This is a genomic window from Chitinophaga sp. LS1, assembly GCF_034274695.1.
Classification (GTDB): Bacteria; Bacteroidota; Bacteroidia; order Chitinophagales; family Chitinophagaceae; genus Chitinophaga.
In genome coordinates, this window is the sequence record NZ_CP128362.1 from 1,553,407 (window position 1) to 1,576,804 (window position 23,398).

The 23,398-nt window shown below is 43.8% G+C and carries 23 protein-coding genes; 6 read left to right on the plus strand and 17 right to left on the minus strand.

Annotation, left to right across the window (positions count from 1 at the left end; translation table 11 throughout):
* Window positions 1-142 precede the first annotated feature (142 nt).
* Together QQL36_RS06385 and QQL36_RS06390 are read right to left on the minus strand one after the other, a co-directional pair.
* Window positions 143-706 carry a YcxB family protein gene (locus tag QQL36_RS06385; protein WP_321569330.1) on the minus strand — a complete coding sequence of 188 codons (564 nt, stop codon included), beginning with the start codon at window positions 704-706 and terminating at the stop codon, window positions 143-145.
* Window positions 645-1,214: a hypothetical protein gene (locus QQL36_RS06390; protein WP_143708795.1), complete on the minus strand. Its 570-nt coding sequence runs from the start codon at window positions 1,212-1,214 to the stop codon at window positions 645-647. Before QQL36_RS06390 ends, QQL36_RS06385 begins: the two co-directional genes overlap by 62 nt.
* Window positions 1,215-2,332: 1,118 nt before the next feature.
* Between QQL36_RS06390 and QQL36_RS06395 the strand changes: the two genes are divergently transcribed.
* On the plus strand, window positions 2,333-3,088 hold the full coding sequence (locus QQL36_RS06395; RefSeq protein ID WP_083722217.1) for a geranylgeranylglyceryl/heptaprenylglyceryl phosphate synthase: 756 nt from the start codon (window positions 2,333-2,335) through the stop codon (window positions 3,086-3,088).
* A 141-nt stretch (window positions 3,089-3,229) separates the two neighbouring features.
* Here the strand turns inward: QQL36_RS06395 and QQL36_RS06400 are convergent, their stop codons facing one another.
* Together QQL36_RS06400 and QQL36_RS06405 are read right to left on the minus strand one after the other, a co-directional pair.
* The gene (locus QQL36_RS06400; RefSeq protein ID WP_083722216.1) at window positions 3,230-3,958 is read right to left on the minus strand and encodes a LytR/AlgR family response regulator transcription factor; all 729 of its coding nucleotides are present in this window, start codon (window positions 3,956-3,958) and stop codon (window positions 3,230-3,232) included.
* 64 nt (window positions 3,959-4,022) lie between these two features.
* Entirely contained in the window at window positions 4,023-5,060 is a 1,038-nt protein-coding gene (locus QQL36_RS06405; protein WP_083722215.1) for a sensor histidine kinase, read from the minus strand.
* 463 nt (window positions 5,061-5,523) lie between these two features.
* Here QQL36_RS06405 and dxs point away from each other — a divergent pair, with 463 nt between their 5' ends.
* A complete protein-coding gene (gene dxs / locus QQL36_RS06410) occupies window positions 5,524-7,482 on the plus strand; it encodes a 1-deoxy-D-xylulose-5-phosphate synthase (protein WP_321569331.1) in 1,959 nt (652 codons plus the stop codon).
* 113 nt (window positions 7,483-7,595) lie between these two features.
* Window positions 7,596-8,630, plus strand: coding sequence for an iron-sulfur cluster-binding domain-containing protein (locus QQL36_RS06415; protein WP_321569332.1), 1,035 nt, complete (start codon window positions 7,596-7,598; stop codon window positions 8,628-8,630).
* 125 nt (window positions 8,631-8,755) lie between these two features.
* On the opposite strand, the gene QQL36_RS06420 is transcribed toward QQL36_RS06415, so the two are convergent.
* The 9 genes from QQL36_RS06420 to QQL36_RS06460 all read right to left on the minus strand — a co-directional run bounded on the left by QQL36_RS06420 (window position 8,756) and on the right by QQL36_RS06460 (window position 15,652).
* Window positions 8,756-9,130: a hypothetical protein gene (locus QQL36_RS06420; RefSeq protein WP_083722211.1), complete on the minus strand. Its 375-nt coding sequence runs from the start codon at window positions 9,128-9,130 to the stop codon at window positions 8,756-8,758.
* 268 nt (window positions 9,131-9,398) lie between these two features.
* Window positions 9,399-9,875 carry a Dps family protein gene (locus QQL36_RS06425; protein WP_321569333.1) on the minus strand — a complete coding sequence of 159 codons (477 nt, stop codon included), beginning with the start codon at window positions 9,873-9,875 and terminating at the stop codon, window positions 9,399-9,401.
* Between the two features lie 173 nt (window positions 9,876-10,048).
* Complete coding sequence (locus tag QQL36_RS06430) at window positions 10,049-10,459, minus strand: OsmC family protein (RefSeq protein WP_083722209.1); 411 nt, start codon at window positions 10,457-10,459, stop codon at window positions 10,049-10,051.
* A gap of 294 nt (window positions 10,460-10,753) precedes the next feature.
* On the minus strand, window positions 10,754-11,281 hold the full coding sequence (locus tag QQL36_RS06435) for a YceI family protein (RefSeq protein WP_083722208.1): 528 nt from the start codon (window positions 11,279-11,281) through the stop codon (window positions 10,754-10,756).
* A 168-nt stretch (window positions 11,282-11,449) separates the two neighbouring features.
* Window positions 11,450-12,349, minus strand: coding sequence for a helix-turn-helix domain-containing protein (locus QQL36_RS06440; protein WP_083722207.1), 900 nt, complete (start codon window positions 12,347-12,349; stop codon window positions 11,450-11,452).
* Window positions 12,346-13,134 carry a segregation and condensation protein A gene (locus QQL36_RS06445; protein WP_083722206.1) on the minus strand — a complete coding sequence of 263 codons (789 nt, stop codon included), beginning with the start codon at window positions 13,132-13,134 and terminating at the stop codon, window positions 12,346-12,348. Before QQL36_RS06445 ends, QQL36_RS06440 begins: the two co-directional genes overlap by 4 nt.
* Before the next feature lie 70 nt (window positions 13,135-13,204).
* On the minus strand, window positions 13,205-14,146 hold the full coding sequence (locus QQL36_RS06450) for a DUF3078 domain-containing protein (RefSeq protein ID WP_083722205.1): 942 nt from the start codon (window positions 14,144-14,146) through the stop codon (window positions 13,205-13,207).
* 166 nt (window positions 14,147-14,312) lie between these two features.
* Complete coding sequence (gene mscL / locus QQL36_RS06455; RefSeq protein WP_083722204.1) at window positions 14,313-14,753, minus strand: large conductance mechanosensitive channel protein MscL; 441 nt, start codon at window positions 14,751-14,753, stop codon at window positions 14,313-14,315.
* Between the two features lie 152 nt (window positions 14,754-14,905).
* On the minus strand, window positions 14,906-15,652 hold the full coding sequence (locus QQL36_RS06460; protein ID WP_083722203.1) for a PPK2 family polyphosphate kinase: 747 nt from the start codon (window positions 15,650-15,652) through the stop codon (window positions 14,906-14,908).
* Between the two features lie 91 nt (window positions 15,653-15,743).
* Between QQL36_RS06460 and QQL36_RS06465 the strand changes: the two genes are divergently transcribed.
* Window positions 15,744-16,607: a DMT family transporter gene (locus QQL36_RS06465; protein WP_321569334.1), complete on the plus strand. Its 864-nt coding sequence runs from the start codon at window positions 15,744-15,746 to the stop codon at window positions 16,605-16,607.
* A gap of 119 nt (window positions 16,608-16,726) precedes the next feature.
* Here QQL36_RS06465 and frr read toward each other — a convergent pair whose 3' ends face one another.
* Window positions 16,727-17,290: a ribosome recycling factor gene (gene frr / locus QQL36_RS06470; RefSeq protein WP_083722201.1), complete on the minus strand. Its 564-nt coding sequence runs from the start codon at window positions 17,288-17,290 to the stop codon at window positions 16,727-16,729.
* Between the two features lie 158 nt (window positions 17,291-17,448).
* On the minus strand, window positions 17,449-18,336 hold the full coding sequence (locus tag QQL36_RS06475) for an MraY family glycosyltransferase (RefSeq protein ID WP_235643572.1): 888 nt from the start codon (window positions 18,334-18,336) through the stop codon (window positions 17,449-17,451).
* A gap of 462 nt (window positions 18,337-18,798) precedes the next feature.
* On the opposite strand from QQL36_RS06475, the gene QQL36_RS06480 reads away from it, so the two are divergent.
* On the plus strand, window positions 18,799-19,635 hold the full coding sequence (locus QQL36_RS06480) for a transketolase (RefSeq protein WP_083722199.1): 837 nt from the start codon (window positions 18,799-18,801) through the stop codon (window positions 19,633-19,635).
* Between the two features lie 143 nt (window positions 19,636-19,778).
* Here QQL36_RS06480 and QQL36_RS06485 read toward each other — a convergent pair whose 3' ends face one another.
* Together QQL36_RS06485 and rbfA are read right to left on the minus strand one after the other, a co-directional pair.
* On the minus strand, window positions 19,779-21,005 hold the full coding sequence (locus QQL36_RS06485; protein WP_083722198.1) for an FtsX-like permease family protein: 1,227 nt from the start codon (window positions 21,003-21,005) through the stop codon (window positions 19,779-19,781).
* Between the two features lie 17 nt (window positions 21,006-21,022).
* Window positions 21,023-21,397 carry a 30S ribosome-binding factor RbfA gene (gene rbfA, locus QQL36_RS06490; protein WP_321569335.1) on the minus strand — a complete coding sequence of 125 codons (375 nt, stop codon included), beginning with the start codon at window positions 21,395-21,397 and terminating at the stop codon, window positions 21,023-21,025.
* Between the two features lie 145 nt (window positions 21,398-21,542).
* On the opposite strand from rbfA, the gene QQL36_RS06495 reads away from it, so the two are divergent.
* Window positions 21,543-23,372: an ABC transporter ATP-binding protein gene (locus QQL36_RS06495; RefSeq protein WP_321569336.1), complete on the plus strand. Its 1,830-nt coding sequence runs from the start codon at window positions 21,543-21,545 to the stop codon at window positions 23,370-23,372.
* The last annotated feature ends 26 nt before the right edge of the window (window positions 23,373-23,398 follow it).

Below are 23,398 nucleotides of genomic sequence, written 5' to 3' on the forward strand. Positions count from 1 at the left end.
TTTAGAATACGCGATTGTTTTAGACAGGCGCGGAAGCGCTTGTCTAAAACAATCCCTCCGCAAAAAAAATCGGGCAGTCCAAAGGACTGCCCGATTTTTTTTGCAACTAATTTATACCTCTTAGTTAGTCTATTTATTCAATTTAACTAATCTTATTCTTCGCCAACCGCTCAAACTCCCGCTGCTCCAACTCCGTCTTAAACGCACTCGTCGGCACCAAAAAGAAATCCTTCTTCCCCTTATACAAAAAGAAAAAATTCTTCGCCTTCACCACCTGTGTAAACACATGCCACGACAATTCCTTCTCCACATCACTATTCCTCGTCGTAATCACAATCCCTTCCTCTGAATAATTCAACCGGATATCATCCTGAAATGTCGCCGCATTATTATAAATCGACACCGGCAGCATATACCAAAACACCAATCCAATCACCACCGACATACCGAGAATCCCTACCAGGGCACCAACAGTCACCAGCTGATATGCATACCCACAAAGAGTAAACACCAGCAGTATAAAAAGCGTGTTTTTGAAAACTTTGATTTCTCCTCGCTGCAGGAAATGATAGCGCAATGCATGCAATACTTCCTCCTTATTGTAACTAAACTCCAAATGCATTATGGCAAGGCAGACATTTTTGTTATTTAACAACTGGAATGGAAATCTGGCTTTCCATTTCATCCCTGGTACTAACTGGCGCATATTTTTTATGACTGGCCACAGGTGCTTTCTTAGGTGTACCATCTGTCAGATCATCTTCGCTCAGCCCAGGGAAATTATTCTTAATAAACTGAAAATACTGTTGTAATGTCTTCGCATCCACTTTAAATGGAAACGCAGGTTCTTCGGCCACTGCTTTCAAGTCGCTCGTATTCATACGGGAACCATTCTGCAGGTACCATTTATACAAATCCACTATCCCTTTCTTCAAATCCTCCTCATACATCTTATCACCATCCTGATCCTTCGGTAACATCCATACGTACTCCTCAACGCGGGCAGCACGTGCAGTAGTTTTTGTTACGGTAGTCGCTTTATCAGAATTATCGCAGTTAGCAGATTTACATTTTTCCTTATCCCCCTTTTCACCTTCCTTATCTTTCTTTTTCTCCTCGTTCCAGGTCTTATCCAGCTTCCTCTTTCCGCTAATGGCGCTTGCTGATGATACTGTGGCACATCCGACCAACAGCAGGAACAGCAGCTTTTTCATAGTGTAAAATATTTGTAAGTCTAAAAATACAAAATCCCGGTCAAAAAATGGAAACTGTTTTTGCCTGAGGTTGCTTCTTTCATCTTCCAACAGGTCAAAATTCCCGGCCAAAAAACAAAAGCAATGGATAAACCATTGCTTTCGAGAGTCATTTTACATTGCATGAAGATTCACGCCTGTAGGAATCAATTGGTTTTTCATAGGACAGTAACCATAATAAAATTAATACAATAACAAATATAATAAATATATACAGTAATGGTGTAATCCACATAAATATTTGAAATACTTCAATTTATTAGATCAATCTTAATAAAACGTATAAAAAAATAATGAATTTATGGTAAATCCAAAATGAGACTTTTTACGAATATATGTGAAATGCCAACTTAGAGGGAGTCCTCACTTACATCTGCGATTAATACAAATCACCAGATAATCACCAGAGAGATAATGTGTAGAGCGAACTAATAGAGAAAAAACCTATGTTGAGAGTATTAATTGTGCTTTTGAACGATCAGAAGCTACCAGGAAAGTTATGCGGTAAAAGATCTTAAAATAGGTAAAAACAGACCTCAGAAAAAATAGTAAGGGCACCTGGAAAGGCGCCCTCAATTTGTTACTATCCTATGAAAACCCTATTTGAATACAAATGTAAGGGCATGTTATTTTTCTTTAAAATTTTCCGGGCACAATAACAAATCATTAACAAAGGCCCTGTACGCTAAGTCCTGAAAATGAAGCCAGTAGGTGGTTTTCAGGCACTCCCTGAGCGTAGGAAATCTGCATTTGTAAATTCGGCGCAAAGGTCCTCTGCTATTGGGTTTCAGCATAAACTGGCATAGCTATACTGTTAACTCACTTAAGTTTTTCGTAATTTGCTTGTATTTACTGCTCAAAAAAATATATATTTATTTTATATGATAAAAAATAACTTTTTAGCTGGTTAATCCGTTACACTTAAGTGAATGGCCCAAAGATTGCAGACTGTAAAATTGGAGAGAGGTCAAAATCACGTTATTTTGAATAGAAAATAGCTTCCATGCATATTTATCTAAGACTGTGACTTATTACCAAAAAATTTATATTTTTGCGACAACCGGAACAATGCTATTTTGATGCACAATAAAATATACAATTCTTTCATCGACAGGAAAGCAAAAGGACTCAAATCCTTTGCAGTTCTGATTGATCCGGATAAGGTAACTCCAGCAGGAGCAGCCGACCTGGCCGCTAAATGTACAGCAGCGAAGGTCGACTATATCTTTCTTGGGGGTAGCCTTGTGATTACCTCTCATCTAGACGAGTGTGTACAACAGTTGAAAGCCAACTGTGATATACCAGTAGTTTTGTTTCCCGGCAGCCCTTCCCAGGTTTCCCGCTATGCAGATGCGCTGTTATATTTATCCTTAATCTCAGGCCGTAATCCGGAATTACTCATTGGTCAGCACGTTATATCGGCACCCGCCGTGAAGAAGAGCGGACTGGAAGTGATTTCCACTGGTTACATGGTCGTAGATGGAGGTGCACCTACAACCGTATCCTACATCAGTAACACTACTCCGATTCCCGCAGACAAAGACGACATTGCCATGTGTACCGCCATCGCCGGCGAAATGCTCGGCCTCAAAGTAGTCTATATGGACGCTGGTAGCGGAGCCCGTAAACCTATTACTGAAAGTATGATTGCCCGTGTGGCAAGCCAGGTGAGTGCCCCAATCATTGTGGGCGGTGGTATCCGGGATGCTGAAAAAGCCTATCTGAACTGTAAAGCTGGCGCCGACATCATCGTAGTCGGAAACGCTATTGAAAAAGATGCTTCTTTAATCAAGGAAATTGCAGATGCTGTCCATGCAGCACCTGTTTTAAGATAATAGTTCCTGCAACTAAAAAAACTAAAGTCCCCTCTCCTGAGGGGACTTTTTGTTGTATTTCTAAGTTTTAAACCTGTGCTGTCTTTTCTGAAAATGGCTTTCATGCCCGTTGGAGAATTTCCATTTTCATGATTGTTTTATTTAGAGACTCATCATCTCCTTGAATTTCACGGCCTGCCTTCTGCTCACCTCTATCTTTTCACCCCCACGCATTTCCAGCAATAACCCGCCGTTGAAGTAAGTATCTATCTTTTCTATCATCCGCAGATTCACAATGTGCTTACGGTTTGCACGGAAAAATGTCCTTTCGTCCAGACGCTCTTCCAGCGCATTTAATGATTTCAGGATCAATGGCTTATTAGTTTCAAAGTACACCCGTGCATAGTTGCCCACACTCTCAAAGAGACGGATTTCCTGCAACTTCACAAACCAGCAACGATCTCCGTCTTTTACAAATACCTGGTCGTTTTCTGATAGAATAGTTCTGATCGCGCCTACTTCGGCCTGTCTTTCCTTTTCTTCCTGCTGATGCAGTTTCTGTATGGCATCGGCCAGCCTTTTGGGTTCTACCGGCTTCAGCAGGTAATCCAGGGCGTTATACTCAAATGCTTTCAGCGCGTGTTCGTCGTATGCTGTGGTGAAAATAACCTGGGGAGCTTTCTCCAGCTCAGCCAGTAAGTCAAAACCAGTTTTGTCAGGCATCTGGATATCCAGGAACAGGAGGTCCGGATGCAGGGTTTCGATCTTTTCCAGACCATCTTTTGCATTCACCGCTTCTCCTACCACCACAATCTCCGGATGGTCTGCCAGCAGCTTTTTGAGCTCACTTCTGGCCAGTCTTTCATCGTCAATAATTAAAGCTTTTTTCATGAGCAGTTGCTTGTTTTGATCGCTGCGCGCTAGTATAAATCTAAGAATTTTTTCAAAAAGTGGGTTATACCAATGGCATTACCACCTTTACCTCTACCATCTCTCCATCCTTGTTGTAAATATTGAAAGACGCCCTGCTGCCAAACAGCATACTCAACCTTTGTCTCGTACTCTGTATTCCAAATCCAAATCCCGGACCTGAGGCAGACAGTTGTCCTGTGTTTTCAATCGTTATCTCATGCTGCATATTTTTTACATGAGACGCAATCAGCACCGTTCCACCTGTGATAATCCTTGAAATCCCATGTTTGATCGCATTTTCCACCAGCGTTTGCAACATCATAGGGGGAATAGGCAATTCCAGGGTTTCCGGATCGATATCATATTCCACTTTCAATCTTTCTTCAAACCGGATGGTTTCCAATGCCAGGTAATCTTTCACAATACTCAACTCATTTTCCAGGCTCACAGTCTCCGCTTTTTCCACCTGCATGGAGCTCCGGAGTATGTTCGACAACTCTGTGATGGCCGTTCTGGCCCTTTGTGGGTTTTCATCTACCAATGCCCTGATACTGTTGAGCGCGTTAAAGATAAAATGTGGATTTAGCTGTGACTTGATGGTTTTCAATTCCAGCTCCTTCACCGTACTTTCCAGCTTCAACTTATCTACCTGGGTATTTCTGCTCCGGTCTATATAGTGCCACACAAAATAAATGAGCCACCAGATAGCCGTGATCAAAAAGATCGGTAAGAGGAAATTCACTGTTTTCAGATCTGTAAATGCCCGCTGCTGGCCCAGATCCCGGAATAAATTGCCAACGGCAATATTACCCACATAGATGATAACCCCGGCACCTACCGTCAATCCAAAAAATAACAGCATCTGGCTCTCAAAACTATATTGGAACCAGTTGATACGCTGCAGAATACTCCGGAGTAAATGGGTGGCCACCAGACCAAAAAATATAATGAGCAGCAGGTTGATAGTGTAGGACCTGTCTATACTTCCCTGGTAAGAATAGGCGAAGAATATATTCACAACAAAATAAGCAGCCCATCCAGCTATCTGACACCACCAATATTTTGATATTCGTTTAAACATCTATTTGAAATTAATAAACAACTGCTACATTTCAAAAATACCTCAGCGGCTGTAGCCCAACACCCTCCTGATATACCATATTTACTTCCGGCAAGATAGCAGGGGAGTTTTTTGAAAATAATCCAACCTCCTCCTGAATACCACATTCCCTTCCCACAAAGCAACAGGGGATTTTCCAATAATTATCCACCCACTCCTGAAATACCGCATTCCCTTCCCACAAAGCAGCAAGGGATTTTCCGATAATTATCCCCCACTCCTGAAATACCAAATTCCTTCCCACAAAGCAGCAGGGGAATTTTTCTGATAAATCAGCGGATATCTTCTATTTCAAAAATACCATTAGCCAGTGGTATACTGCAACAGGTGCAGATGTACGGATTTCTGCAAGGCCAAATGGTTGTATGTGCTGATTATTGGCAAATGAATTGCTAAGTGCATACACACATTATTTATCGTACTTTTGTTTATTAAAATCCTGCATCCAACAGATATGAATATTACGCCGGGCCCATTGCTGGGCAACATCCAAACCCCTGCTGATTTGCGGAAGCTTAGTAAAGAACAACTGCATGAGGTAAGTGAAGAACTCCGCCAATTCATTATTGACGTGGTAAGCGTGCATGGTGGCCACTTTGCGGCCAGCCTGGGCGTTGTAGAACTTTCAGTAGCCCTGCACTATGTATTCAATACTCCCTATGATCAGCTGGTATGGGATGTAGGTCATCAGGCATATGGACACAAAATCCTTACCGGCAGAAGGGATGTGTTCTATACCAACCGAAAATACCACGGTATCAGTGGTTTCCCAAAAAGAGATGAAAGCCCCTACGACACCTTTGGCGTAGGTCACTCCTCCACTTCCCTTTCCGCAGCCCTGGGTATGGCCATCGCTTCCAAGTTCAAAGGAGAAACCGACCGCCAGCATATTGCTGTGATCGGTGATGGCGCTATGACCGCTGGTATGGCCTTCGAAGCCCTCAACCACGCAGGCGTAGCCAATGCCAACGTGCTCTTTATCCTCAACGATAACTGCATGTCCATTGACCCGAACGTAGGCGCACTCAAAGAATACCTGACAGACATTACCACTTCGCCTACCTACAACAAGTTCCGTGACGACATCTGGAACCTGCTGGGCAAACTCCCCGTAGGCAAGCGCTTTACCCGCGATATGGCTTCTAAACTGGAAGCAGGTATCAAAGGCGTGGTATCCGGCTCCAGCAACCTCTTTGAATCCCTGAAACTCCGTTACTTCGGTCCCATCGATGGGCATAATATCACCAAACTGGTGGATACCCTGCAGGACCTGAAAGATATTCCCGGCCCAAAACTGCTCCATATCGTTACCACCAAGGGTAAAGGTTATGCACTGGCAGAAAAGGACCAGACTACCTGGCACGCGCCAGGCCTGTTTGATAAAATCACAGGCGAAATCTTCAAAAAAATACCTGATAAGCCACAACCTCCTAAATACCAGGATGTGTTTGGGCATACCATCATAGAACTCGCAGAGCAGAATAATACCATTATGGGTATAACCCCTGCTATGCCTTCCGGCTCCTCCCTCAAATACATGATGGAAAAGATGCCGGATCGCGCCTTTGACGTAGGTATTTGTGAGCAACATGCCGTTACCCTCTCCGCCGGTCTGGCTACGCAGGGTATGCGTGTATTCTGTACCATTTACTCTTCCTTCTTCCAGCGTGCATACGATCAGGCATTACATGACGTAGCTATTCAGAAACTCCCGGTAGTATTCTGCCTGGACCGCGCAGGCTTGGTAGGTGAAGATGGGCCTACCCACCATGGTGTTTACGACATTGCTTATATGCGTTGTGTACCCAATGTGGTGATCAGCTCACCGATGAATGAAGAGGAACTGCGTAACCTGATGTACACTTCCCAGTTGCCTACACAGCAACTACCTTTCGTGATCCGCTATCCGAGAGGACAGGGTGTGATGCCTGAGTGGCGCCAGCCTTTCAAAGAAATTAAAGTCGGTACCGGCCGCAAACTGCGGAGTGGTAAAGATGTAGCGATCCTCTCCCTGGGTCCAGTAGGTAACTTCGTAACTGAAGCCTGCAAAAACCTGCTGGCAGATGATCTGCAACCTGCTCATTACGACATGCGCTTTGTAAAGCCACTCGATGAAGAGATGCTGCATGAAATATTCAGCCAGTTCGATAAAGTGATCACTGTAGAAGACCATGCAGTCAGTGGTGGTTTTGGTAGTGCGGTACTGGAATTCATGGTAGATCATGGGTATACAGCGAAAGTAAAACGCCTGGGTATCCCTGATAGGATCATTGAGCATGGTAAGCCTGAAGAGCTGCACCGTGAGTGTGGTTTTGATGCGGCAGGTATTGCGGCGGCGGCAAGAGAAATGCTGAAAGACAAGATAACAGTAACCGCTGGGTAAGCGTATCAAAAGAATTGAAATAGCATTTAAATAATTTCAAATCCTTTAAAAAAAATAGCTTTTGCCAGTGGGCGAAAGCTATTTTTTTTAAAGGACTTCTTTTATTTGCACATATGTATTTACAGCTTCAGATCATCGCTATCATAAAAGAAACAGCCGATACCTTCACTTACAGGTTGCAGGCCGTGAATGGAGAACCAGTCACCTATGCGGCAGGGCAGTTCCTGACCTTTCTTATCGAATTGCATGGTGTAGAATATCGTCGTTCTTACTCCTTCAGCTCTGCTCCGGGGATTGACAAAGACCTTGCTGTCACAATACGTCGCAGGGAGAATGGAGAGATCTCCCGCCACATTCTTGATCACTGGAAGGTGGGAGACATCATCACCACCCTGCAACCCGCTGGCCGGTTCACGCTGGATGAAGTTCCTGAAAACCCTTTCGATGTATTTTTGTTAGGTGCCGGCAGTGGCATTACACCACTCTTTTCCCTGCTGAAATACATGCTGCATCATCATACAAATGCACATATCAAACTTGTTTATAGCAGCCCTACACAAGAGCAGACGATCTTTCATGAACAATTACAATCATTACAGTCGCAATACAATGAACAATTGCACATCATTTACCTCTTCAGTGCCGAAGGCATTGTGCGCAGACTGAGCAATGGCCTGCTGGAACCACTGGTAAAAGAGCAATTAAAATATGCTGCTTCACTCGCACAATTCTTTGTGTGCGGACCACCAGAATATATGCGTATGGCGCTACTCACACTCACCTTCATGGGGTATAACGAGCAACAGCTGCATAAAGAAAACTTTATAGTAAACACAGCACCTAAGCTGGCGCGTATCGGTGCGCCAACAGATAGTACTATCAAAACAGTACTGATCAAAAAAGGCAGTGAAAGCTATGAGCTTAAAATACCGGGCAATAAGAACATATTGTCCGAGGCCTTGGCTCAGGGCATTACTTTGCCATATAGCTGCAAAGGAGGAGTTTGTGGCTCCTGCACAGCCCGTTGTACGCAGGGAACAATATGGATGGCATTGAATGAAGTGCTCACTGACAAAGAGATGGCACAAGGCTACCTACTTACCTGCACAGGATATGCAGTAAGTGAGACTGTCATTATTGAAGTCTGATTTCCTTTCTGCACAAGTCATGCTGTAAGTAAGCCCCTCATTATTGAAGTCTGATTTCCTGCACGAGCTATACAGTAAGTAAGCCCCCTCATCATTAAAGTCTGTTTCCCTTTAACCAGGCAAGGTCATGAAAAAGCGGAGAATGCATTGAATTCTTCCTGCAATTCTATATATAGCTTTCTGAATGTTTGCATGCGATCTTCCATTGTGGCGCAGTCATCCACGGGACGGTCATCATGTAGTACGGCGAGCTGACCGTTGTTGGAGATCTTTTTTGCACACTGCTTTAAGTCGTGGAACATCTCATCCGATACCTCTAACTGACGGATGAATTGGTTTTGAAAATGCTCAATCTGGGCCAGAGAATCTTCGTCTGATTTCTTGCTGGACAATAATTCAAGACGATTTTGCATTGACCGGATGGTATCTCTGACACTATTCACTTCTACCTTCCAGTCCTGAATCTGTTCGAGCTCTGATGTTTGTGCTGAAACTTCCATAGTATTGATTTTGCTGTGAAAAAAAATAGCTGATCAATCATGCTTTTCTTGCGGAAACAAGTCCTGTTTATAACACATTTCTAAGATACAAACCTTTTCACCAATAGAAAAAGGCAATTTGCTTTTTAACAAATTGCCTTTTCCAACTATATAGGTGCTTTCCCTTTCACTATCGAAATCAAGCTGCAATCGAATTAAATATTACAACTCACTTTATAATATCTCTACATTAAATAGCAGTCTAAGCATTTAATGATGATATCTTTTTTTAGCGCAAGTATGCGTTATACATCCAGATTATTTTTTCCTGTTCGCGAATGTAGGTAGTGATGAGGTCATTGGTACCATCGTCACCTACTTCGGCGCTGAGGGCAGAGACTTCACGTTCTATTTCGATAATGGTTTGGAGGCCGGAAAGTACGTGTTGTACACAGGCGGTGTCCTTGCCTTCGTTTTTTATTTCGTGAATATGAGAGTCGGCGATGTAATCCGAGAAGGCGTGAGTAGGGGTGAACCCTAAGGTTAATATACGTTCTGCGATTTCATCAATTTTAGTTAATGAATCGGTATATAGTTCTTCAAATTTTATATGAAGTGTGAAGAATTTGTCGCCGCGAATGTTCCAGTGAAAGCCGCGTACGTTCATGTAAAAAACCTGGTAGGCGGCTAGCAGGTGATTGAGTTTTTCTGCTAGTTCTTTTGAGGTTTTTTTCTCTAGTCCGATATTGGTTACTGCGGTACTCATATGTTGTAGTTTTTTAAGCTAAAACACAAAATAAATGCCCAAATACCCTATGCCCTAATACCGAATGATCCTGGCGGAATGCTTCGCATTCCGCCAGGATCATTCGGTAGCGGATTCCTTTTCTTTCAGGTAAAGCCTGAAAGAAAAGGAATCCGCAAGTAATTTAAACAGCATTAAGCCAGACTGGCATCCAGCGTAATCTCCGTATTCAACAACTTCGAAATCGGACAATTCGTCCTCGCCTCCTCAGCCAACTCCGCAAACTTCGCTGCATCCAAACCCGGCACCGTCGCCTTCAACTCAAGATGACTACCAGTCACCGCACCATTCTCCAAAGTCACCGTCGCCTTCGTATCCAGGTTCTCAGGCGTAAAACCCGCACCTGAAATCAGGAAACTCAATTTCATTGTAAAACAGCCCGCATGCGCAGCTGCAATCAGTTCTTCAGGGTTAGTACCATTTCCATCCTCGAAACGGCTCTTATAAGAATAAGGGGTGCTGCTCAGTACAGCAGACTGTGTAGTAACTGTTCCTTTCCCGTCCTTTCCTGTACCTTGCCAGTTAGCAGAAGCATTTCTCTTCATGATTCAGTGTTTTGTGTAGTTTAAATAATGTATTTAAAGGGATCTCTAAATTACTACTTCTTTTACTGTTCTCAATCCCGCACCCACGTAGATTTTTCTCTACATTCGGGGAATAAAAAAACCGCCCCGGCCGGGGCGGCTACTCACTATTTCTGGCAATCTATCCTTCAAAAAAAGTTAATGCTCCAAACATCACATTTACTCACTCCACACTTCGATTTGTAGTAATGCTAATTCCAATCTAATGTTCCTTAATACCAGTCCTGATTGCCAGAAATCTTCCTCTATACCTGATTAGGCTTGTTTTACCAACTGCACACTCGCCAGCAGTTTCACTTCTTCACCCAGCAACAGACCACCGTTGTCGGTAGGACCATTGAAGGAAATACCATACTCTTTTCTTGCGATCTTACCTTTTACTTCAAAACCTGCCTTAGTCTGTCCATATGGATCCTTAACGATACCGCTGAATTCTACTGCCAGTTCTACTGGTTTGGTCACACCACGCATAGTCAGGTCACCAGTTACTTTATAGTTCTCGTCGTCTACTTTCTGAATACCAGTAGATACGAAAGTCAGTTTAGGGAATTGTGCTGCATGGAAGAAATCTTCTGCCTGCAGGTGCTGGTCACGTTGCTCATTCTTAGTAGTGATGCCAGCAACTGCTGCTTCGAAAGAGATCTTAGCATCGCTGAAATCATCGCTGCCACTTTCTACAGTAGCATCGTATTGAGTAAAATAACCAGTTACATTAGTGATCATCAGATGCTTAATCTTGAATTCTACATCACTGTGAGATTGATCAATTTTCCAGATTGCCATAAAATAAGAGTTTTAGTTTTTTGAATGTTTTTAAATATCTGAAGGATTAATTGCCTTGTTTGTTCGTTGTTTGATGATGTAAAATTAATCGTTGCAACAACTATTCGGAATGGATAAAAAGAGGAAAGTGGTGGACTTTTTTACTCCACCGAACTAACTAATTGATTATCAAATTGCAAGTTTCCCAGTCTCTTTGAATTCAGAAGGGGTCTGACCGGTATATTTTTTAAAAAAGCGACTAAAGTAGTGAGGATCTTCAAAACCTAACCTATATGCAATCTCTTTTGCTGACAAATCAGTATTATATAAATAACGCTGCGCTTCCAGGATTACCCGGTTACGGATATGCTCACCTGCCGTAATACCTGACTGCTGCTTGCTGATCTCATTCAGCAATACGGGCTTCACATGCATCAGACCTGCATAGTCAGATACATTCTTCAGGGTGGTATATTTATCTTCGATGAGGTTCTTAAACTGTAAAAATAAGGAGCTGTTGTGCGAAGCATGCTGATCCGGGGTAGCGATCATACTACTCCCTTTTATACGGGAGGCCAGTACCAGGAAATAGCGCAGCAATCCATGCAAAGCCGTATCAAAACCTGGCTCCTGGTCCGTCACTTCCTTCTTCATGAGCTGTACCAGCATCTCAAAATCTCTTTCCTGCTCTGGCTGCAGGGTAATCACTGTGCTGAACTGATTGTTGAAGAAGAGGGAGGAATTGATACCCATTAGCGAAGCAGCCTGATCTTTCAGACACATAAACGCGTCCTGGAAAGCAATCATATAACCTTCTACCTTTTCGCTAAAGGTCATGGTATGTACCTGGCCGGGGGCCAGGAAATAAAGTGTATTCTTATTTACTTCGTACGTCATTGCATCAATGGTAGGCTCAATATGTCCCTGCTTGATCCAGTAGATCGTATAGAAGTCATGACGATGGGGTTTACCGTTGGTGGCAAAAAAACTCTCTTTCAGCTCACAGAGACTGGAAGCAACAAAATTGCTATCCGCCTGCGCATAAGCCGGTAACGAAACGATCTCGATATGTTCTTTTTTGTCACTCATTCCATATCAAAAGCTCCCGCTACTTCCAGTTCACGGTCTTCAGGTTCTATAAAATCGATGATAAAATTGTTTCTGCCTTCACCCACCATAATGGTCATGTACTTCATCTGCACCAGTTCCAGCATACCCAGGAAGAGGAAAATGGCGTGCACCCTATCCTGACAATGATCAAAGATCTTTTCAAATGCCAGTGTTTTCTCCTTTTGCGCCAGTTCGATCATGTACTGACGGGAGCCCTCCATGGTGTAATCATATTTATATACCACGTGCTGTGGCTTGTTGTCACGCTGCTTTACCCTTTGCATCACCTTTTCGAAAGTCTGGGTGAGCTTGAAGAGGGTAAGGGTCTGAATCTCAGTGCCCTCGCTGGTGATTTCACCAATAGAAGACAACTCCTTTGCAATATTCCCTCTTTTGATCATCAGCATCCTGTCTGCTTCCTTTTCGGCCAGCTCGGCAGCCGCCTGCTTGAAACGCTTATATTCCAGGATTTTATCAATCAACTCCTGGCGGGGGTCTATTTCCACCCCCTGCTCATCCAGTTCTTTGCGGGGCAGCAGCATCTTGGCCTTGATACGCATCAGGGTAGATACGAACAGGATGAATTCGCTGGCCAACTCAATGTTGATGGATTCCAGGTGGTGAATATAATCCAGAAAGTCGTTGGTGATAGTGGTGATAGGGATATTATAGATATCCAGTTCGTCCCGCTCAATAAAGAAGAGCAGCAGATCAAAAGGTCCCTCGAACTGGGGGAGTTTTATCTTATATGAGTTCTCGGCCATAATATTATGATCCCTTCGCCTGGCAAATTCCGGGTGAAGGGATCATTCAAAAATAGGAAAAAATTCCCGCTTAAAACTTCGCTGAAAAACCAACGCCTATGACCTCTTTGACCTGCAGCCGGGGTCCCAATACACCTGTTTTGGGATTCACAAAGGACTTCACGTCATCGTCATAGATCATATCAAGTGATATTACTGCTGAGATATGTTTATTCACCGCCAGGTTGAGCGAATTGGTCATATACAGATCCACGTTTTGCGGATTGTTCCGATAATTGGAGTAGAGATCTAATCTGCCCTTGTACACAATCCCTTTGGCCAGTGACTGTACGGTATTGATAGTCAGGTAAGCACCAAATTCAGATTTGATATGCTTGCCGGTATCTACTCCAAATGAGCCCTGGGATGCCAGATAGTCGTCCATCACAAATACATAACGGCCGGTAACAGGAGAGAAGAAGATCGAAAACTGGTCGGTCGGCTTATAGTCAATACCCGGAGAAAGCACTAAATAAGCAGGTGCGAAGAACCTGGATGACAAAGTCTTGGAAGTATCCGTATACAGGTAACCATCAGTAAACTGACTACGAAGATCCACCAACCCTGACAGGTAAAAGTTTTTACCAATGTCATAACCATATTTGGAGGTTATGGAAAGCAGGTCATCGCTCTTACGGCCACCAAGGCTGGTCGTATTTACATAACCGTATGCAAGGTTCAGTACGTTGTCCCAGCTATGCTTCCCCTTTTTGTAAAAGGCAAACGCACTCAGGGAAGAGGCAACGGAGAAAGAGAACTTATCACCACCCGCAGCCCAATTGGTCAAAGATCCCTGGTTTACGTTCAGGTTGAACATGCCTCCTTTTTTCCAAACTTTGTTAGTAGTGTCACTGGCGTCTTTCTTAATTTTCCCGCTGGCTTCTTCGCGGGATGTTTTCATCCAGTCGTCCTGTGCATGCAGGACACCGAATGTGCATACCAGTACAAGGACTGTCAAAAAGGATCTTCTCATTACAATTTGTGGTTTAAATGCGGGGGTCAGCAGACAGTGAGACCTGTACAGCAGCTTACGAACCGCCTTGAATAAAATGTTCTTAAGCTGCAAAAATAATCAACTCTATAAAAAGCTACAAGGGGTCACCTATGGCAACCCCTTGTTTATTTACTTTTACGAGTAATTATCTTTTTTTCAGTTCGTCTCTGATTTCCATCAGCAACTTCTCCTGTGGAGTAGGTTCTGGTGGTGCCGCTGGTATAGCTGGCGCTTCTTCTTTCTTCCTGGTCAGGGCATTGATCCCTTTTACCAGCAGGAAGATACAGAAAGCGATGATAACAAATTCTATGACAGACTGGATAAAGAGACCATAAGATAATACCGGGGCACCGGCTTCTTTTGCTTTGGCAAGTGATTCAAAACTACTGCCCTTACTCTCATTCAGTAGCCAGTATTTTTCTTTGAAATCCACTTTACCAGTCAGCATACCCAGGATGGGCATGAAGATGTTATCGACCAGTGCTGATACAATCTTTCCGAAGGCAGCACCGATGATCACACCGACTGCGAGGTCAATTACGTTTCCTTTGGTAGCAAAATCTCTAAACTCTTTAAAGAATCCCATATAACAACTTTTTTGGTGACACGAACAAATTTGCAGGGCCAAGATAATATAATCCCTTTTAAAGACAATCTCAAAATCTACCGGAAGCTTGCTACGCAAGCTTCCGGTAGATTTTTGCCTGACAGCTGCGCTGAGCTTTGTAAATAAAAAAATCAATCCTTCAATGCAGGATATTTCATTTTTAATGCCAGCAGTGTATCCCTTAACGTTTTTGCTACTATGTATTCTTTATACCAGTTATCATCAGCAGGCACAATGATCCACGGTACTTCATCACAATGTGCAAATACATCTTCATATGCCTTCCTGTACTTCTTCCAGAACTTCGCTTCTATCAGATCTCCTTTATTGTACTTCCACATCTTTTTAGGATTCGTAGTCCGCTCTTCCAAACGCGTAGCCTGCTCTTCGGGCGATACATGGAGATAGAACTTCAGAATAGTCGTATTACCATGATCCGTCAGTAATCTTTCAAAATCATTGATAGCAGCCATCCGTTTTACAATCGTTTTTTCATTCACCCATTTATGCACTCTCTGTACTAATACATCTTCATAATGAGAACGATTGAAAACCATAATCATACCTTTAGATGGGGCATGCTGATGTACACGCCATAGAAAATCATGATCCAGTTCCTGCTCAGTAGGCACTTTAAACGCCCTCACATCTACCCCTTCAGGATTCATCGTACTCATCACGGAACGGATAGCGCCATCTTTGCCACTCGCATCCATTCCCTGCAAAATAATGAGGATAGCATGTTTATGTTCGGCATAGAGCAGGTTCTGTAACTCATCCAGCTCAGTTCTTATCTGGGCAGTCAGGGCCTGGGCCTTTTCTTTATCCAGCTTTTTGGGAGCTATGGTACTGATATCTGCCAGTTTTATCTTACTCATTCGCGTAGCATTTCTTCCTAGTGTAACAAAATATAAACCGAAGTGTTCTCAATTTGCGATCTTTGGTTGGCCATTCTAAAAATCTAAAAACGTGAGCCAACGAACACTCAACTGGGGGATATTTCTCCTCCTTTCCCTCACCTGGGGCAGTTCCTTCATTCTCATGAAACTGGGTATGGAGCAGTTATCGCCCTGGCAGGTAGCCAGCCTCCGCATGCTATGTGCAGGCATTTCATTATCACCTTTCTTTTTCCGCTTTATCCACCAGATACCTGTGAAAAAGCTACCCCTGATTTTTCTGTCAGGTTTATTAGGCAATTTCATACCTGCCTTCCTCTTCTGTATTGCCGAAATGCAGGTAGACAGCGGTCTGGCCGGGATCCTAAACGGATTCACCCCACTTATGACCTTAGTGACAGGGGTTTTGCTGTTTAATAATGCGATCATCAAGCGCCAGCTACTGGGTATCAGTGCCGGGCTAATAGGGGTCGTATTGTTATTTGCCTCTCAAGGAATCAGCACGAGTTATTGGTACTATGGCCTGTGGATACTTGTAGCCACTGTATGCTATGGTACGAATATCAACCTGGTTCGCAGGCACCTGAAGGATTATTCATCCGTACAGGTGAGTGCTATCTCCCTGGGATTCTGTGCCATCTTAGCTTTGCCGGTATTGCTGTACACACATTTTTTTGCACTGCTGAATGGCCCCGCTGTTCCATGGACCTCAATCGGTGCAGCAGCTACACTAGGCATACTCGGTAGTGGTATTGCGACCGTCCTGTTTTACTTCCTGATCAGCAGAACAGGGGCTATGTTCGCCAGTATGGTAACATATGCATTGCCCATTGTGGCGCTGGGCTGGGGTTTTCTGGCCGGAGAGCACATTACGGTCTTACAGATATTAAGTCTTGGGATCATCTTAGGTGGTGTATACCTTGTAAACAGAAAATAATTAAAGGGGGGATTGATTCGCTATAAATGAACCCCGGCTTCATCAAGGTATCCAAAAGAAAAGAGCGTGTATCAAAATTTTGATACACGCTCTTTTCTAAATATAAGCTTGACAACCATTTAGATCGCCATAATCTCTTTTTCTTTCTGTGCACAGTGCTTATCAACCAGTTCGATAAATTTATTGGTCAATGCCTGTACTTCGGCTTCTGCATCTTTTGCAGTATCCTCGCTCAGGCCGTCTTTCTGCAATTTCTTAATGGCTTCGATCGCATCACGACGGATATTTCTGATAGACACTTTACCATGTTCACCTTCACCAGCTGCTCTCTTTACAAATTCCCTTCTTCTTTCTTCTGTCAGAGGAGGTAGGAACATTCTAATGATGATACCATCGTTCTGTGGGTTAATACCGATATTGGAAGCAATGATAGCCCTTTCAATCGGCTGAAGCATATTTTTTTCCCAAGGCTGAATAGTCAGGGTACGCGCGTCAGCCACATTGATATTGGCAACCTGGGAGAGCGGGGTAGAAGAACCATAGTAATCTACGGAAATCCCATCCAGAATAGCGGGAGTTGCTTTTCCAGCTCTGATCCTGGACAACTCCAGCTCAAGGTGAGCGATCGCCTTTTGCATGGATTCGCTGGCATCGTCCATGATTAAGTTTAGATCATCTTGCATAGCAAACAAATAATTAAGTGCGTGCAAACCTACAGGAATTATCTGAGATTTTGAAGCCGGGATATGATAGAAATTGAATATAAGGGAAGCGGGGTGGACAATTGTAAGACTGCCGGCCCCTTCATACGGGAAAGTGAGACCTGTAAAACATCCCAGGATTATTTATCCTGTAAAATTCCTTTTGGATTAACTCTGATTACCGATTTCGGCATCACCTCTACCACTGCTTTGGCATCATTGACTGTTGCAATGGTAACCTTGTGCAGCATGTTTTCTTTTCTCCTCTTAGCCTGGTAAAGTACACCAGTGAGGATCAATGAGGAGCCAATCATACTACCCAGTAACCAGCCAGTACCAATATGTTGGAAATAAAATGCAAAAGCTATGTAAGCAGCATTTACCCCTACACATACCAGGGTAACCTGGCGGTGGTTGAGGTTCAATGCCAGCAGGTAGTGATGCAGGTGGTTACGGTCCGCCGCAAACGGAGAACGGCCATGTAGCATTCTCACTGCAAATACCCGCAACGTATCGAACAGTGGCAGGATCAGGATAGCAATCGCTACCGCAGGCACAGATTCTACAGGCAGCTTGCCCGCAGGATTGCCCGCCACTTCGATGAACTTAATAGTCAGGATGGCATTCACCAGACCCACCATTAGTGAACCAGTATCGCCCATGAAAATCCTGGCAGGAGAAATATTGTAAATCAGGAAAGCAGCTAAGCCACCTGCCATTGAAAAACCTAATACAGCATATACCAGTTGTCCGGTATAGAGGAAATATGTACCCAACACACCAGAAACCAGCATGCCTACACTACCAGCGAGGCCATCTACACCATCAATCAGGTTGAAGGCATTGATCACCACCAGGAATGTAAAGTAAGTGAGCAGCAGGCTAAAGTGTGGAGGCAGGGCGTTGAAACCCATGAAACCATACATACTGCTGATCTGTAAATTACTAAGATAAATTACTGCAAAAGAAGCCATTAACTGGCCTATGAGTTTCTTTAAAGGGGTAAGGCCTACAATGTCATCCTTCATTCCAACCATAAAAATCACGAAGAACGCAGCCACCATATATTGATATGGGGAATCAGCCAACGCAGGTACGCAAACCGACGTGGCAACAATGAATCCTGAAAAAAACGCAATTCCTCCTAAAGTTGGAATCCGTGACTTGTGAGATTTCCTTTCGTCCGGTTCGTCATATAAATGCTTCAGTTCTGCGACCCGGATTAACACGGGAATAGCGAAGTAGGTAATAACGAAACTTAGGACAGTAGCTATTAAAACATTCTCCATTTGGGATGGGACTTGGTCTATGTACAAAGATATTAATTTCAATCAAATGTGTATCACCTTATCTGAAAATATCCCCGATTACAGGGATGACAAATCCAGGTTACCGGATCATAAAGTTAAAATGAGGGGAAATAGGCAAGATTATGTGCAATTGTATTTAAATTCTATTATTTTCGCCTGATCAAAAAATTTGCAAGTATTATGCCACAGTTGAAAGATATAGCTACACAAATCAGAAGGGATATCGTTCGCATGGTGCATGGCTGCCAGAGTGGCCATCCAGGCGGTTCATTAGGTTGTGCTGATTTTTTCACAGCCCTGTATTTTAAGGTGATGCAGCACAAGCCACAACCTTTCGAAATGGACGGAGGTGATCAGGATCTGTTCTTTTTATCAAATGGCCATATCTCGCCGGTATTTTACAGTGCATTGGCCCGTTCGGGTTATTTTGAGGTGTCAGAACTGGCTACATTCCGTCAGTTGAATTCCCGTGTACAGGGTCACCCTACTACTCACGAAGGTTTGCCTGGTATACGTATGGCATCAGGTTCTCTGGGTCAGGGTTTGAGTGTGGCGATTGGTGCTGCGCTGACTAAGAAACTGAATAATGATGACCGTATTGTATTCTCTCTGCATGGTGATGGTGAGTTGGAAGAAGGTCAGAACTGGGAAGCAATTATGTTTGCTCCTCATCATAAAGTGGATAATCTGATCGCAACTGTGGATTGGAATGGACAGCAGATTGATGGTACTGTTGAGGCGGTAGCAGGATTGGGTGACCTGGAAGCGAAGTTTGCAGCTTTTGGATGGACAGTGTTGCATATGAATGGAAATGATATGGATGAGGTGGTTGCTACATTGGAAAAGGCAGTAGGTATGACCGGACAGGGTAAGCCGATTGTGATTTTGATGAAGACAATTATGGGTGCCGGGGTTGATTTTATGGAAGGGCATCATGAGTGGCATGGTATTGCGCCGAATGATGAGCAGTTGAAGAGTGCGTTGGGACAGTTGCCAGAGACGTTGGGAGATTATTAATAGAATAATAAGCGAAAAGAATTCAAAAAAATGGGCAGATCACTTCGTGATTTGCCCATTTTTTTTGTGGCCGGATTAAGCTTCGGCGTTAGCAGTAGCTTAATCCTTTATTAGCTGGCGCCGAAGCTTAATCCTGAAGCATTTTAGGTAGCCTTTAGCGCTACATGTTGCCGCCCCGCTCTCCTTGCCGGATACCAGCTGGCAGCTAATCCAATTACAACTATCGTAATACTTACCAGTACAAAATCACTCAAATGCATACTCACCGGGTACGCAGGTACTAAAAATGATTGCCCCTGCAATTTGATCAACCCAAACTTATCCTGTAGTATACAGAAGATAATACTGATTGTAAAACCTATTCCGGTACCGATCCCCGCAATAATCAATCCCTCCATAAGGAAGATGCGGGTAATGAGGCTACTCCTGGCTCCCATAGCCTTCAGAATCGTGATGTCTTTCTGCTTTTCCATAACCAGCATATAGAGTGAACCAATCATGTTGAAAGCAGCGATCACCATTATAAATGACATGATCACATATACCGCCCACTTCTCCGTCTGCATAATCGCATACAGCGCCTGGTTCTGTTCATATCTTGTCTGTATCAGGTAGCCATCTCCCAATAGCTGCTTCAGCCTTGCCTTCAGATCATTATCATTCACACCGGACTTAGCACCTACTTCCAATGCCGACATTTCATCTGGTCCCATGCCTAATACCCCTCTCATAAAATCGATATGGGTAATGACATACTTGCTGTTGAAGTCCTGTTGAATTGCAAAGGAGCCGGAAGGGTAGAGGATACCACTTCCCAGTGCATCTTCAGGTGTAGTTACACTCGTGATATTGCGACGGGGCAGGTAAACCGTCAGCGGTACAAGGCTTTTTTCTACATCTACCCCCAGCGCCATTTCCAGCTCCAAACCCAATACGGCTCTGTAAGCCAGCTCATCGCCGGTATCAAAATGACCACGCACCATGCTTTTATTCACAGCCGCTACCTTATTATAATTACTATCTACACCTTTCAGGATAGCGATTGTCTGATCTCCATCTCCGTATCGCAACACCGCTTTTTCCTCGATCACCTCTGCCATGTTTGCCACACCTTTTACCCCAGCTATCTGCTTAAGCTGTGCAGGTGTAAGATGCAAAGATTTCCCTGACGCCGGACTCACCTTTACAGAAGGGTAAAAGGTAGAATATAATGACTTGACCAACCCTTCAAAGCCATTGAATACACTAAGAATAACAATCAGGGCAGCCACACCGACTGCAATAGCCGATACGCTCACCCATGCAATAATATTGATGGCATTAGTACTCTTTTTGGCCCTGAAATACCGGGATGCGAACTGCCAGATCATACTTTTAGCTGAAATTCCTATTTGTTTTCCTTCCCGGCATCGTCGTCATTAATCTTCCTGAACAGTTCCTCCATCTTGAACACGTAATCCAACGTGTCATCGAGGAACAGGGTAAGCTCTGGTATACGGCGCAACTGTTTGCCTACACGATTGCCCAGGTCTCTCTTGATCACACCCATCTGTTCTTTGATTCTATTGATCATCTCGTGGTTATCCTTGATCTGGAACATGCTCAGGTATACCCTTGCTTCCAGCAGATCCGGGGTGACGCGCACTGCGGAGATGGAGATCATTCCTCCGTCTACTACATTGAATCCATGACGCTGGAATATATCACTCAGTTCTTTTTGTAACAGTTGTCCAATTTGTTTCTGTCTCTTGCTTTCCTGCATATTATACGAATTGTTAATATTGAGAGCTATGTAGTCCAGAGGTAAATCACTATTTAATATTATAGTAACTTGCAGCCCTGTTTCTATACTCTCTGGCAAAGATAAGGAAACACGCATGCGCGATACGATATAAAATAAAGTAAAGATGAAGACATTTTTTAGGTTGCTGGATTTATCCCGGCCCTATCACCACTATGTTCCGGAATACATTGTTTATATTATCCTCTATTCTATACTGGGATTAATGAACTTTGGCCTCCTCATTCCCCTGATGAGTGCATTGTTCGACACGGGGCACCAGGCGGTGGTGACCCAACTGCCGGAATTTTCCATGAGCTTCGGTTATGTAAAAGACGTATTTTATTATTTCCTCAACCAGCAGCTGGCATCAGGGGGTGGTAAATTCGGGGTATTGATATATATCTGTATCGTCCTGTTCATTACCATCATACTCAAAAACATCTTTGGCTACCTGAGCCAGAAAGTACTGACCCGTATGCGGGTGAACATGGTAAGAAAAATGCGCGAAAAGCTGTTTGACCAGTTCAGCACACAATCGCTCCGCTTCTTCCATGATGAACGTAAAGGCGATCTGCTCTCTACCATTAGCTCTGATGTAGTAGAAGTAGAAAACTCTGTAGTGACCTCTTTGCAGACACTGTTCAGAGATCCACTGGTGATCATCTCTACCTTTATCGCACTCTTCGTGATTTCCAAAGAGATGACATTATTTACCCTGGTGTTCTTCCCAATATCCGGTTGGCTCATCACTAGTGTATCCAAAAAGCTGAAAAGGCAATCCAATAAAGGTCAGAGCCTGCTGGGCAAAATCGTGAATATCACCGAAGAAACCCTGTCAGGTATTCGTATTATCAAGGCTTTCAATGGTGAAAAGTTCATTCGTGATAAGTTTGATAAGGACAATATTGCTTTTGCCCAAACGGTAAAAGCTATCCAGAACCAGCGTGAAATGGCCTCTCCGGTATCCGAAATTCTCGGTGTAATGGTAGTGGTGGTAATCATGATGTATGGCGGTTACCTGATTCTGAATCACAAGAGCAACCTGCAACCCGAAATGTTCATTGGCTACCTGGCCCTGTATTTCCAGATCCTGGCACCTGCCAAAAACATCGGTTCCGCTATCACGTCTATGCCTAAAGGTCTGGCTGCCGGCGAAAGGGTACTGCGCATCATCGACCTGGACAATGCCATCAAGGATAAACCAGATGCAAAGTCGCTGGAGGGATTCAAGGATGCCATCGTATACGACAATATCACCTTCAGATATAATGAAACACCTGTACTAAAGAATGTTACCCTTACCATTCCAAAAGGTAAGATGGTGGCATTGGTAGGTAAGAGCGGCGCTGGTAAAACCACCATGGCTGACCTGCTGCCACGCTTTTACGATGTACAGGGTGGTAAGATCATGGTAGATGGTCAGGATATTCGTGATGTAAAAATGCACGACCTGCGCGCTATTATGGGTATGGTATCGCAGGAAGCGATCCTCTTCAATGATACTATCTTTAATAATATCGCCTTCGGACAGGAAAATGCGGATAAGGAAGAAGTGATCAAGGCGGCTAAGATCGCCAATGCCCACGAGTTCATCATAAAACAGGATAACGGGTATGAAACTGAGATAGGAGATAGGGGTATGAAATTGAGTGGTGGCCAGCGTCAGCGTCTGACTATCGCGAGAGCGATCTTCAAGAACCCGCCTATCCTGATCCTGGACGAGGCCACCTCTGCACTGGATACAGAATCAGAAAAACTGGTACAGGATGCACTGGACAAACTGATGGAAAACCGTACGACTATCGTGATCGCACACAGGTTATCCACCATCCAGCATGCGGATATCATTGTGGTGATGGACCAGGGAGAAATTAAGGAGCAGGGTACACACGACCAGCTGATTGCAGTAAATGGTATCTATAAGAAGCTCGTAGAAATGCAGGAATTCAAATAGCTGAATGCAGTTACATTTCAGCTACC